This window comes from Rhodanobacter sp. FW102-FHT14D06, assembly GCF_043950705.1.
Lineage (GTDB): Bacteria > Pseudomonadota > Gammaproteobacteria > Xanthomonadales > Rhodanobacteraceae > Rhodanobacter.
Map to the genome: position 1 here is coordinate 3,034,378 of NZ_CP170722.1, position 12,654 is coordinate 3,047,031.

Annotated in this window: 11 protein-coding genes and 1 tRNA gene; 9 read left to right on the forward strand and 3 right to left on the reverse strand. The window is 66.2% G+C overall.

Annotation, left to right across the window (positions count from 1 at the left end; translation table 11 throughout):
* Positions 1-57 precede the first annotated feature (57 nt).
* The 3 genes from lspA (at position 58) to ACFCQI_RS13615 (ending at position 1,845) form a co-directional block, all read left to right on the forward strand.
* Entirely contained in the window at positions 58-558 is a 501-nt protein-coding gene (gene lspA / locus ACFCQI_RS13605) for a signal peptidase II (RefSeq protein WP_395117513.1), read from the forward strand.
* Positions 559-657: 99 nt separating this feature from the next.
* Positions 658-1,620 carry a 4-hydroxy-3-methylbut-2-enyl diphosphate reductase gene (ispH, locus tag ACFCQI_RS13610; RefSeq protein WP_395117515.1) on the forward strand — a complete coding sequence of 321 codons (963 nt, stop codon included), beginning with the start codon at positions 658-660 and terminating at the stop codon, positions 1,618-1,620.
* 149 nt (positions 1,621-1,769) lie between these two features.
* Positions 1,770-1,845 (forward strand) — tRNA-Thr (locus ACFCQI_RS13615).
* Between the two features lie 120 nt (positions 1,846-1,965).
* On the opposite strand, the gene pyrC is transcribed toward ACFCQI_RS13615, so the two are convergent.
* Positions 1,966-3,009 carry a dihydroorotase gene (pyrC, locus tag ACFCQI_RS13620; RefSeq protein ID WP_395117517.1) on the reverse strand — a complete coding sequence of 348 codons (1,044 nt, stop codon included), beginning with the start codon at positions 3,007-3,009 and terminating at the stop codon, positions 1,966-1,968.
* 466 nt (positions 3,010-3,475) lie between these two features.
* Here pyrC and pilV point away from each other — a divergent pair, with 466 nt between their 5' ends.
* From pilV to ACFCQI_RS13650, 6 genes are all read left to right on the forward strand, one after another.
* Positions 3,476-4,006 carry a type IV pilus modification protein PilV gene (gene pilV, locus ACFCQI_RS13625; RefSeq protein WP_395117519.1) on the forward strand — a complete coding sequence of 177 codons (531 nt, stop codon included), beginning with the start codon at positions 3,476-3,478 and terminating at the stop codon, positions 4,004-4,006.
* Positions 4,003-5,388 (forward strand): PilW family protein, encoded by a 1,386-nt coding sequence (locus ACFCQI_RS13630; protein ID WP_395117521.1) that lies wholly within the window; start codon positions 4,003-4,005, stop codon positions 5,386-5,388. The genes pilV and ACFCQI_RS13630 overlap by 4 nt, the downstream gene beginning before the upstream one ends.
* A gap of 82 nt (positions 5,389-5,470) precedes the next feature.
* Positions 5,471-6,079: a PilX N-terminal domain-containing pilus assembly protein gene (locus ACFCQI_RS13635; RefSeq protein WP_395117523.1), complete on the forward strand. Its 609-nt coding sequence runs from the start codon at positions 5,471-5,473 to the stop codon at positions 6,077-6,079.
* A 17-nt stretch (positions 6,080-6,096) separates the two neighbouring features.
* The gene (locus ACFCQI_RS13640; protein ID WP_395117525.1) at positions 6,097-10,560 is read left to right on the forward strand and encodes a PilC/PilY family type IV pilus protein; all 4,464 of its coding nucleotides are present in this window, start codon (positions 6,097-6,099) and stop codon (positions 10,558-10,560) included.
* Positions 10,561-10,582: 22 nt separating this feature from the next.
* Positions 10,583-10,996: a type IV pilin protein gene (locus tag ACFCQI_RS13645; RefSeq protein ID WP_395117527.1), complete on the forward strand. Its 414-nt coding sequence runs from the start codon at positions 10,583-10,585 to the stop codon at positions 10,994-10,996.
* 5 nt (positions 10,997-11,001) lie between these two features.
* Positions 11,002-11,583, forward strand: a complete 582-nt coding sequence (locus ACFCQI_RS13650; protein ID WP_395117529.1) for a GspH/FimT family pseudopilin — start codon at positions 11,002-11,004, stop codon at positions 11,581-11,583.
* A gap of 341 nt (positions 11,584-11,924) precedes the next feature.
* Here the strand turns inward: ACFCQI_RS13650 and ACFCQI_RS13655 are convergent, their stop codons facing one another.
* Both ACFCQI_RS13655 and ACFCQI_RS13660 read right to left on the reverse strand, forming a co-directional pair.
* On the reverse strand, positions 11,925-12,215 hold the full coding sequence (locus ACFCQI_RS13655; protein WP_395117531.1) for a HigA family addiction module antitoxin: 291 nt from the start codon (positions 12,213-12,215) through the stop codon (positions 11,925-11,927).
* A gap of 8 nt (positions 12,216-12,223) precedes the next feature.
* Positions 12,224-12,502 carry a type II toxin-antitoxin system RelE/ParE family toxin gene (locus ACFCQI_RS13660; protein WP_395117533.1) on the reverse strand — a complete coding sequence of 93 codons (279 nt, stop codon included), beginning with the start codon at positions 12,500-12,502 and terminating at the stop codon, positions 12,224-12,226.
* Between the last annotated feature and the right edge of the window lie 152 nt (positions 12,503-12,654).

The following is a 12,654-nucleotide window of genomic DNA, read 5'->3' on the forward strand; positions in this document are numbered from 1 at the left end:
CGTACGCTGCGCTACGCTCAGGGTGAACGGTCCGGATATTGCGCTCAGGATAGCCCCATGCCCCCCAAACCCAACGCACTCTCCTGGCTGTGGCTCTCCGTCGCCGTCATCGCGCTCGATCAGCTGAGCAAATGGTGGGCGATCCATGCGCTGCAGCCGATGGGCGTGCCGCATCCGGTCATCCCCGGCTTCCTGAACTGGACGCTGGCGTTCAACACGGGTGCCGCCTTCAGTTTCCTTGCCGATGGCGCAGGCTGGCAGCGCTGGTTTTTCGTGGTGCTGGCGGTGGCGATCAGCGTGGTGCTGGTGGTCTGGCTGGCGCGCACGCCGCGCCGCGACTGGCGCACCGCCTTGCCGCTGGCCTTCATCATCGGCGGCGCGATCGGCAACCTGGTCGACCGCCTGCACGCGTCGCAAGTCACCGACTTCATCCACGTGTACTTTCGCCAGTGGAACTATCCGGTGTTCAACCTGGCCGACTGCGCCATCACGGTCGGCGCGGTGATGCTGGTGGTATTCGGTCTGTTCGCCGACAAGCCCGCAGACAGCGTGCGATAATCCAGACCCGTGCGCAGGAGCCCGCTTGCGGGCGATGCCCTTCGAGTGGAAAGCATCGTCCGCAAGCGGGCTCCTGCGGAATTCCATATCGAGGTCGTCTTGGACATCCTGCTCGCCAACCCCCGCGGCTTCTGTGCCGGCGTGGATCGTGCCATCGCCATCGTCGAACGCGCACTGGAATCCTACGGCGCGCCGATCTACGTGCGGCACGAAGTGGTGCACAACCGTTACGTGGTCGACAAGCTGCGCGCCGACGGTGCGGTGTTCGTGGAGGAGCTGCACGAGGTGCCTGACGGCGCCACCGTGATCTTCAGCGCGCATGGCGTGTCGCAGGCGGTGCGCGAGGAGGCTGCACAGCGGCAGCTGAAGGTGTTCGACGCCACCTGTCCGCTGGTGACCAAGGTGCACATGGAGGTGGCGCGACTGGGCCGGATCGGCCGCAGCGTGGTGCTGATCGGCCATGCCGGCCACCCGGAGGTCGAGGGCACGATGGGGCAGTGGAACCCGGCCAACCCCGGGCAGATCCTGCTGGTGGAGTCGCTGGAGGATGTCGCCACGCTGGTGCCGAAATTCCCGCACGCGCTGTCCTATGTCACCCAGACCACACTGTCGGTGGACGACACCAAGGCGATCATCGAGGCCCTGCGCGCGAAATTCCCGAGCATCGAGGGGCCGCGCAAGGACGACATCTGCTACGCCACGCAGAACCGCCAGGACGCCGTGCGCAGGCTCGCCGACTCGGTGGACCTGATGCTGGTGGTCGGCTCGGTCAACAGCTCCAACTCCAACCGCCTGCGCGAGCTGGCCGCGAAACAGGGTGTGCCCTCCTACCTGATCGACGGCGCCGAACACATCGAGCGCCACTGGCTCGACGGCGTGCAGCGCATCGGCCTGACCGCCGGCGCCTCCGCGCCGGAAAAACTGGTACGCGACGTGATCGCCCGCCTGCAGTCGTGGGGTGCGGGTGCGGTGCGCGAACTGGACGGTGAGCCGGAGAGCATCACCTTCGCCCTGCCCAAGGAGCTGCGCGTGGTCGGCACCAGCGGCTCGGCCAGCTTCTGACGACCTTGTTACGGTGAGCTCGCAGGGCGGCACCGCCCGCCAGCTCCCGCATCGTCGCGAGAAGCGGCGGTACCGTTCGCCGACGCCGGCATCGCCGACCCTGCGCGGTTGCGCGGGGACGGCGGGCACCGTAAAATCCACGGCTCTTTGCCGGAATAGCTCAGTTGGTAGAGCGGCGCATTCGTAATGCGTAGGTCGTAGGTTCGATTCCTATTTCCGGCACCAGACACGGCACACGCAAGCGGCTCGATCTCCGGATCGGGCCGCTTGCTTTTGCGGCCGTGAAACCCGGTGCAGGCACGGCCGCGGATGTCCGTCCGTGGGGTGGCGCCGGGCCCTCGACGGTCAATTCTCGACCAGCGACCACGCCACCGTGCTCCCCGCGCGCATCGGCACGCAGGTGGCGTCGCCCAGAGCGAGCTCGGCCGGTACGGTCCAGGGCTTGCGTTCCAGCAGCAGGCGCTCCTGGTTGCGCGGGAGGCGATAGAAATCCGGGCCGTGGAAGCTGGCGAAGGCTTCCAGTCGGTCGAGTTTGCCGGCCTGGTCGAAGGCTTCGGCGTAAAGCTCGATCGCGGCGTGCGCGCTGTACACGCCGGCGCAGCCGCAGGCGGATTCTTTCGCGTGGCGCGGGTGCGGGGCGCTGTCGGTACCGAGGAAGAAACGGGGATCGCCACTGGTCGCCGCCTTCACCAGGGCGGCGCGGTGGGTTTCGCGTTTCAGGATCGGCAGGCAATAGTGGTGCGGGTTGAGGCCGCCGGCGAACAGCGCGTTGCGGTTGAGCAGCAGGTGGTGCGCGGTGATCGTGGCCGCCAGGTTGGCCGGGGCGGCGGCGACGTACTCGGCCGCGTCGCGCGTGGTGATGTGTTCCAGCACCATGCGCAGGGCAGGGAAGCGTGCGCGCAGCGGCATCAGGTGGCGTTCGATGAACACGCGCTCGCGGTCGAAGATGTCGATCGCGGGGTCGGTCACCTCGCCATGCAGCAGCAGCGGCAGGTCGTGGCGCTGCATCGCTTCCAGCACGCTGTTGACGTGCTCCAGATCGCGCACGCCATCCTGTGAATTGGTGGTCGCGCCGGCAGGGTAGTACTTCACCGCGAACACGCTGCCGCTCGCCTTTGCCCGCTCGATCTCCTGCACCGGCGTGGCCTCGGTGAGGTACAGCGTCATCAGTGGCTGGAAGTGGGCGCCGGGCGGCAGGCTGGCGAGGATGCGGCGGCGGTAGTCCTCCGCCTGCGCCACGTTGGTCACCGGCGGCTTCAGGTTGGGCATCACGATGGCACGGCTGAACCGGCGCGCGGTGTGGCCGACCACCGAGGCCAGCGTGGCGCCATCGCGCAGATGCACGTGCCAGTCGTCGGGACGACAGATGTCGAGGCGGTCGGCGGTCATCGGCGGGGATCCGTGGCGCGGCGTGCGGGCGGAGTGGCGGGGCAGGTGTGGCGAAGAGGCATGCGGATTGTCCAGAAGATTTGCGGCAGTGAGTTGGACCACTGGCTATTATCGCCCGCCAGCGCGTTGAAGCCTCCCCCTTTGGTTGCTGGCGAGAGAAGGGCGAGGAAAGCCCCTCTCCCTGCGGGAGAGGGGTTGGGGTGAGGGTTCGGGGTCGAGGCGTGGCTGCAGGTTTCTCCCCGCACCCTCATCCGGCCCTTCGGGCCACCTTACTCACCCGCAAGGGGACTCCCTGCGGTCGCCGAGGGGAGAAGGGCTTTGAAGGCTTCCCCGCCGCGTGATCGGGTTCACCCTTTCCGACAACGACCGCACCGCTCATCGGCCAATTCCTACCGCCGGTCGGCTGGGGGCTGGCCGCGCCTCGCGCGATGGGTACATTGCACTCAGGGGTATCAGGGAGAATTCCATGCAAGTCCTGTCGCGTCAGCGAGGCATCTCGTTGATCGAGGTGATGATGGCCGTGCTGATCTTCAGCATCGGCCTGATCGGCCTGGCCAGCCTGATGGTGATGGCCACGCGCTCCAACCACGCCGCTTACGTGCGCACCCAGGTGGTATTCCTCGCCAACAGCATGGCGGCGCGGATGAGTGCCAACCCGATCGGCGTGTGGAACGGCAACTACAACAGCGGCAGTTATCCGGTCTCCTCCAGCTCGATCGGCTGCGGCTCCGGCTCGGCCTGCGATGCAGCGGAGCTGGCCACCCACGACCAGCGCCTGTGGAGCAGCCAGTTGAAGACCTTCCTGCCCGGCCCGTCGGCCAGCATCGACTGCGGCGGCGTGGGTACCGCCGGCTACGACCCCACCTCGCAGCTGGCCATGCAGCCGCCTTATGGCGGCAGCTGCAAGATGAAAATCACCTGGAACGAGCAGGGCACCGGTGACCAAACCAAGCGTGCCAGCGAGCCACAGTCCTTCTCGTGGGAGTTCCAGCCATGAGCGCGTTCCGCATGCTGCCTCGCCATTCGCGCGGCTTCACCCTGATCGAACTTATGGTGGCGATGGTGCTGGGCCTGCTGGTGGCCGCTGGCATCGTCACCGTGTTCGCCTCCACCTCGAGCAGCAACAAGGCGCAGAACCAGCTGGCGCAGTTGCAGGAGGCGGGGCGCTTCGCAGTGACCCGCATGGGCACCGACCTGCGGATGGCCAACGGACAGTACTGCACCAACACCGGCGGCGTGGCCAAGATCGGCACGGGCGGCAATGCGCTCGATCACATCCGCGCGCCCAAGGTCTACGCCAAGAACCTGATCGGCGCCGCTGGCGCGGTCAGTGGCGCGTTCGGCGACGTCACCACCGCCTGGGGCGCCGGTTCGTATCCGGCTGCACCCGCGGCGCCGTACACGATGCCGTCGTTCCTGTTCATGCGTGGCTACGAGTGCACGCTCACCGCCTGCACGCCGGTCGATCCGAACACCACCATCAGCACCATCCCGGCGATGGGTACCGCGATCAACAATCGGGTCAAGGGCGCCGACGTGCTCACCGTGCGTTACGTCAACCCTGCCGCCGGCTGGGCCATCGTCCCGGCGGGCGTCACCGGCAGCACCTTGGCCACCAGCAGCAGCGCGGCCACCATCACCTCGATCACGCTGGTCCAGCGTACCGGCGAACCGCCGCTGAGCAATGCCGCCAACGGCGACCTGTTCATGCTGGCGGACTGCTCCAACGCGCAGATCTTCCCGGCCACCGCCAGCAGCGTCGGCGTGATCACCCCCTTGGCCAACACCACCGATGGCTTCGGCACCGGCGCGGCCAACCTGCCGACCGCGCAGGAGCCGGAGTCGGCGCCCAAGGTGTTCGACGTCAACCGCGATTTCCAGACCGTCACGTATTACCTCAAGCTGGTCAGCGTCAACAATGACGGCAACGCACCGTTCACCGGTGCACTGATTCGAAGGGTCAACGGCGGTACGGCCGGCCGCGGCGGCTCGGAGGATGAGCTGGTGCGAGGCGTCGAGCGGCTGGATTTCCGCTACGGCGTGCAGGACAACACCGGCAAGACCAGCTTCCTCACTGCCGCCCAGGTCGACGCCGCCCCCGCGGCAAGTTGCCCACCGGCCGAGTTGAATGCGATCACCGCCACCGGTTGCCTGTGGCGCAGCATCAAGAGCATCGAGGTCAGCCTGCTGATGGACGGCCAGACGCCGCTGTACACGCTCACCGGCAACCAGCTGAATTACCGCTACAGCGCCGACGCAAACACCGGCCTGCTGCCGCCGTCCGGTCATGCCATCAAACCCAGCGACCAGGGCTTCCCCGACCAGTTGCTGCGGCGCGAGTTCAGCGTGCTGGTGCCCGTGCGCAACTACAACCCGTGATGAAAGCGGCGGCGCCCACCGGTGCCGCCGCATGATGTTTTCCTGGAGCCAAGTCATGGCGATGCCGAACAAACCACGATCAATGCGAACCGGCCCGCACGCCCAGCGTGGCGCGGTGCTGGTGGTGGCGCTGATCTTCCTGATCCTGCTGACCATCCTGGCGATCAGCGCCTCCGGCCGCTCGCTGTTGCAGGAGCGCATGGCCGGCGGCCTGCACAACGCGCAGCAGGCGGACATGAGCGCGCTCACCGCGCTGCGCGGGGCCGAGTGGAAGCTGTGGACCAGCACCACCAACGTCACTGCCCATCTCAATTGCGGCACCGGCATCTTCACCGACTGCTACGTCTACGACCCGGCCAACCCGATCGCCAACGTGGTCGACTTCCGCACCAAGCAGGGCTGGGTCACGGCAGGCTCCACCGAGTACAAGGGCTACGGCGGTTCGGTCGACTACACCGGCGCCACGACGGGCGATCTCGCGCAGAACCCGCGCTACATCATCGAGGACCTGGGCGTGGAGCTGCCGCCGGGGGTCAGCGGCGGCCTGCATGAATCCGGGGCCACCGGCAGTTCCGGCACCGGCACCGCCAGTTCCAGTCGGCACATCTATCGCATCACCGCGCGCGCCACGGGCGGCAGCGCCAACACCGTGCGCGTGATGGAAAGCACCTTCGCGGCCAAGAGCAACTGAGTCGGAGTATTCAAGCCATGTCTAGTCGTCGGTTTCTTCCCGGACGCATGTCGTCGGCGCTGATGGGCGCCGTGCTCACCGCCGTGGGTGGCCTTTCCGCACCGGCCCCGGTGCCCGCGACGCTGTCGGTGATGGCGCTGGTCGCCGCCGGCAGCAGCTTCGTTTCCGCGCCCGCTTCCGCGGCCACGGCGGCGACGAGCGGCATCGTGGAGCTCAGCCCCACGCCGCCCAACGTGACCCAGGCGGTGCCGCCGAACATCGTGGTGACGTTCGATGATTCGGGGTCGATGGCCAGCAACTACATGGGCGACAACCGGCCGTTCGATGGTGGTAGCTGGAGCGGGCCGTGGCGCTGCGCCGGCGTGATCGATCCGCGCACCACGTCCAGCAGCGACGTCCGTTCCAAGGCCATGAACGGCGTGTACTACAACCCGAACGTCGTGTATTCGCCGCCAGTGAAGGCAAACGGATCGTTGTTCCCGAATGCGGACAAGACGTTGGCTGCGGTGTGGCTGGACGGCGTTGGCGTCAACCGACCGTATTCGCCGGTGACGGCCGACACCTACTCCAGCTACCGCAACAACCCCAATGGCACGACCGATCCCACCGGCCTGACAGATCTCACCGGTGTTCTCACCTACAAGACCACTGTCACCTACTACGCCATGTTCGGAACTACCTGCGCGGCGAACGCGGACACGGGTAGCTGCCAGACGAACACCTCTGACACTTCCAGTGGCGGCACCCACCGTTTCTGGACGGACAACGTCGCCAACACCAGCGGCAGCGGTATCGCCACCGTGTATTCGGGTACCAATCTGAAGACTCGGGACAGCAGCGGTTCCGGATACACCCGGAGGGACGGCGACAAGACCAGCGCCACCGCGAATTACGTTACCTGGAAAGTCTCGACCACCGACACCTCGACGGTGACCAGCGACAATCGCTGGAAGTGCGGTTATGGCAGCTCGCCGATGGACGGCAGCAGCGCTGACTCCGATGGCAACACCTATCCGAACGGCGGCCCGTACTACTACCGCTACAAGTCCACGGCGCCCACCATCACGGTCGATACTTTCGGCAACCCGGACAGCGCCGGCCGCGCCAATCTCTACACCAGCGCCAACTGGGAGGCTGTGGCCGTCCCCAACACGACCCTCACCATCAACGGCCAGTCGGTCAACCAGTGGCAGAACTTCGCCAATTGGTATGCGTACTACCGCACGCGCAACCTGATGACGAAAACCGCGTTGTCGCGCGTGTTCGGCTCGCTCGGTGCAACCACGGTCACCGGCGGCTTCGGCAACAGCATTCGCGCCGCGTGGCAGAACATCAATGACGGCACGTTCAAGCTGCCTAGCAGCGCGATCATCACCAGCTTGATCGATGCGTCCGGATGCGATGCGAGTTCGACGACAACCTCCAGTCCTTCGGCCATCCAGCAATCCGGCGCGATCAAGACTCCACCCGATTGCTACCGCAGCGCATTCTTCAACTGGATGTTCCAGACCGACGCCAGCGGCAGTACGCCCAACCGCGCTTCGACCATTCGCGCCGGCAAGTTCTTCCAGCGTGGCAATGGCAATACCGGCGGCACCGGCAACCTCCAGGATCCGTACTGGGATCCGCCCAAGGTCAGCGGAGCCGACGGCCTGGAGCTGGTGTGCCGGCAGAACTACCACATGCTGGTGACTGACGGTTACTGGAACGAGGGCGATCCAACTCTGCCCACCCCGTTCCAGACGTCGCAGTCGGCCGTCTCGGGCAATTTGCCTGACGGCACCGCCTATCCCGCCAATACCGCCGAGTCCCGCGTGTATTGGGACGTGCAGGGCAGCGTCTACACTTCATCGCTGGCCAATATCGCGTTCAACTACTGGGCGACCAATTTGCGCCCCGACCTGTACAAGCCATCCCAGGGCAAGATCGTGCCGCCGTACATGCCCGACACCACCACGGGCGTAGTCACCGGCGCCACCTCGCCGGCCCTGGAGAAGTATTTCAACCCGAAGAACGATCCCGCCAACTGGCCGCACCTGGTGCAGTACATGGTGACCCTGGGCGTACCCGGCAACCTGACCCATTCGACCGACGCCGACTGCACGGATGCCAACAACGATCTATGCCGTTTGCGGCGCGGGCAGACCAACTCCAGCGGAAGTACGGGTTGGCCGCGGCCGATCAACAACGATCCTGCAGCGATCGACGACACCTGGCACGCCGCCATCAACAGCCGCGGTGACTACTTCAATGCAGCCAACCCGCAGAACCTGGTCGACCAGCTGACCAACATCCTCACCAACATCAGCGCGCGCAACGTGCCAGCGACCACCAGTGCGCTGAACACCAGCGTGCTGGTGCAGGGCGCGATCGGCTTCACCTCGGGCTACAGTTCGGGCGACTGGACGGGTGTATTCCAGGCCATCACGGCGAACGTCGACGGCACCGTGGCGGGCCTGCAGTGGGATGCGGGCGTGATCCTCACTGACGCGACGAAAACGCCGCCGGCCAACCGGCAGATCCTCAGCGCCAAGGAGAAGGCGGATGGGTCGTTCGATGGCGGCACCGCTTTTCGCACCTTCACCGGCCTGGACAACCTGACCGCCAGCACGGGCAGCAGCTATCTGAGCGCGCAGGCCCTGCTCAGCGGCCTGCCGGCCAGCACCGGCAGCACGGACACGGGCCAGGCCCGGCTGGATTACCTGCGCGGTTCGAGGGCGCTGGAGAGCACTGTCTACCGCACGCGCAGCAGCCTGCTCGGCGCCATCATCAACTCGCAGGCCCTGTACGTGGGGGCGCCGTCGAGCGGCTACCACAGCGGCTGGCCGGCAGGCTCGCCCGAGGCCACCGCGATGGCCAACGACAACACCACCTGCGTCGTGACGGCGCCCACCCTGACCACCTGCCACAGCTACGAGGCATTCGCGAAGATCTACCAAGATCGGACGCCGGCGGTTTACGTGGGTGCCAACGACGGCATGCTGCACGCGTTCAACGCCAAGATGGTGCTGGACTCGTCGACGCCACCGGTGGCGGTGCCTGACGCCGACGCGGGCAAGGAGATATTCGCCTACGTGCCGCGCACGGTGTATCCGAACCTGGGCAATCTCACGGCCAGAACCAATTTCAAGTTTGCGCCGACCGTCGATGCCACTCCGGTGACGCGTGACGTGTTCTTTGGCGCCGATACCTCCACCCCGGCCGTGACCACCAAGGGCTGGCATACGTTGCTGGTGGGCGGCTTGCGCCTGGGCGGCCGCGGCGTCTATGCGCTGGACATCACCAATCCCGGCGACGTCACCGAGGCGAATGCCAGCCAGAAGGTGCTGTGGGAATTCAACGCCGATACGCCGGCGGTGAGCGGCGTGGGCGATCCGGCCGACCTGGGCTACACCTTCGGCCAGCCCAACATCGGCCGCCTGGCCAATGGCAAATGGGTGGTGCTGGTGCCGGGTGGCTATTTCCCCGACTGCAGCAAATCCGATCGTCCCGCGAACTGCGTGACGCTGGCGGCCGCCTCCAAGGGCTACAGCGCGCTGTTCGTGCTGGATGCGCAGACCGGCGCGATGATCCGCGAACTGAAGACGCTGACCACGATCAGCGGTGTCACCAGCGGTGGGTTGTCGTCGGTAGTGCTGGGCGACTACAACAACGACCAGATCGACGACGTGGCGTTTGCCGGCGACCTCAACGGCAACCTGTGGCGCTTCGACCTGACCGATCCCAACCCGGCCAACTGGCAGGCGCATGTGACGCTGGCGTTCAAGCCCGCCGTGCAGGGCGACCAGCCGATCACGGTGATGCCGCGGCTGTTCCCCGATCCGGCCACCAACCGCTTCATCGTGGTGTTCGGCACCGGCAAGTACCTGGGTGCGGACGACAACACCAGCAACAGCGCCAAGACCCAGTCGATCTACGGCATCCGCGACAAGCTCGACACCAGCGGCAACCCGATCACGGCGGTCAAGGCCGACCTGGAGCAGCAGACGCTGTACGAGGCGCAGTCCGCCAACGGGCTCAACACGCTGCGCGGCCTGACCGACAATCCGCTGACCCTGGCGCAGAACGGGTGGTACATCGACCTGGATCTGTCCAGCGCGCCGGGCGAGCGCATGGTGGTCACCGCCGGTGCGTTGTTCAACACCAACCGTGCCATCATCACCACCCTGATCCCGGGCAGCCAGGACCCCTGCAGCGCCACGATCGGCGGCGCCCTGATGGTGCTCAACGCGGCCACCGGTGGTGCGGGTGGCGGCCTGTCCAGCCCGTCCGGTCCGACCGGTGGCTGGAACACAGGGGTAAGTACCGTGGGCGGCCTGGTCAACAATCCGCCTACCGGTGGCTCGGTGCCGGTGGCGTCGGTGATCGGCGGCGGCAAGCTGCTGATCCCTGGCTTGGAGCTGCAGGGCGGCGGCAACCTCAATATCGATGACGCGATCTGGCGTCGACGCTCATGGCGGGAGTTGAACAATGACCTGTGACGGCAAGCCAAGGGGAATGGCGATGGGGCGCATGCGCGGCTTCACCCTGCTCGAACTGATGATCGTGGTGGTGATCATCGCGGTGCTCGCCGCGGTGGCGATCCCGACCTACGGGCGCTACGCGTTCCGCGCGCATCGGGCGGACGGGCAGGAGCTGCTGCTGCGCGTGGCCACGGCGCAGGAGCGCTACTACTCCACGGCCAATGCCTATGGCGGCCTCACGGACATCGGCTTCGACAATCCGGCGATCTCCGAGAAGGGCTTTTACTCGGTGACGGTGGTAGCCAGCTCCTCGTCGCAAGCCTTCGTGGCCACCGCCACGCCGGTCGGCGGGCAGGCCAACGACGTGTGCGGGCCGCTGACGATCGACAACGCGGGCGTGAAGACGCCCGGCCCGGCGTCGGCCTCCTCCAACAGCAACGGCAGCTGCTGGTGATCGCCATGAATGCCATGCCCAACCGCGCGCGCGGCTTCAGCCTGCTGGAGCTGATGATCACGATTACCGTGATGGCGATCCTGCTGGCGATCGCCGTGCCCAGTTTCCGTGACGTGATCCATCGCAACCAGGTCAGCTCGGCCAGCAACGCCTTGCTGGCCAGCGTGAACTACGCGCGCAGCGAAGCGATCACCCGCGGCCAACTGGTGTCGATGTGCCCGGGCGACAAGACCTCGGGCTGCACCTCGGGCGGCACGGTGTACGACCAGGGCTGGATCGTCTACACCTACCCGGCCGGCGCGGCCTCGGCCAACAAGGCCTACGCAGCAGCCAGCTCGATCCTGCTGCGCGCCACCGATCCGCAGACCAACGTGTCGATCCAGGCCAAGAGCGGCACCATCGTCACCTTCGGCCAGCAGGGCCAGCTCAAGCCGAGCACGCCGCTGGTGTTCGCCACCTGCTACCGCAGCGGCAGCAGCGGTACCGGCACCATCACCGCCAAGGTACCCGGCGTCCAGCTCGATGTGAACGGCTCGGGCAGCGTCACCACGAAATCGCTGACGACCGGGAGTTGCACGCCGAGCTGAGCCGGCCCAGGCATTGAACATGGCGCCGTCGCGGATTCCGCGGCGGCGCTTTTTTTGACACGAGTGTCATCGAAGTCCCTGCGGCCGAGGCTCATCTCCAACAGTCCTGCGGTTCACGCTCAAGGCGATTGGCAGCGAGCGGTGTCGAGTTGCGAGGCGGCGAGGCGCTCACGTAGATCGCCTGGCGCGCGAGATGGCGGTGTAAACCAATTCGCGCGTGAGGATGCGGTTGTCTTCGTCGGGCGGCAATTCAGGCGGATGGGAACGCCCTCGATTCTGCATTTTGCGCGGGAAACCGCCCCTTCTCCGGGCCGTGTTCGGTCCCTGCGCCCTCCCGGGCTTTATGCCACGGCTTGCAGGCGCCGCACGGTCGGCTGCTTCCGTTGCTCGGCCAGCGACAGCTCGTAGTTGGCCTGCAGCGTCATCCAGAACCGGGCGGTACTCACGCCGGCGCGCTCCAGCCTGATCGCCAGATCCGGGCTGATCCCGGCACGGCCGTTGATGACGCGCGACAACGTGGTGCGGGACATCCCGAGCCGGTGTGCGGCATCAGTGACTTCGATGCCGAGCGGCAGCAGCACGTCTTCGCGCAGAAGCTCTCCGGGGTGCGGGTGATTCTTCATCATGGCCATGACCTCTTTCAGTGGTAGTCCTGATAGTCGACCAGCTCCACGTCGGTGCCGACAAACCGGAACGTGACACGCCAGTTGCCACTGACCCACACGGACCAGTGGCCTTTCAGTGCCCCTTTGAGTGGATGGAGTTTGTAACCAGGCTGGTTCAGTTCAGCCTGTGACGTGGCTGCGTCGAGCGCCGCCAGAATGCGACCGAGCTTGGGAACGTGCGCAGCCTGCACTCCACGAGCAGAACCTGTCCGGTACAGGGTTTCAAGTCCCTTGTGGCGGAAGCCGATTATCATGGCTCAAGTGTAGCGTGTGGCGATACACGCTGCAATGAAGGTCACATTCTTTACGGCGAACGGATGGCAGCATGCTCCGCCCTCCAGGTGCGTTTCCTGCCTTCGCGGGAATGACGGTGGGGAAGGATCGATGGTCGGGGCGACAACGGGAT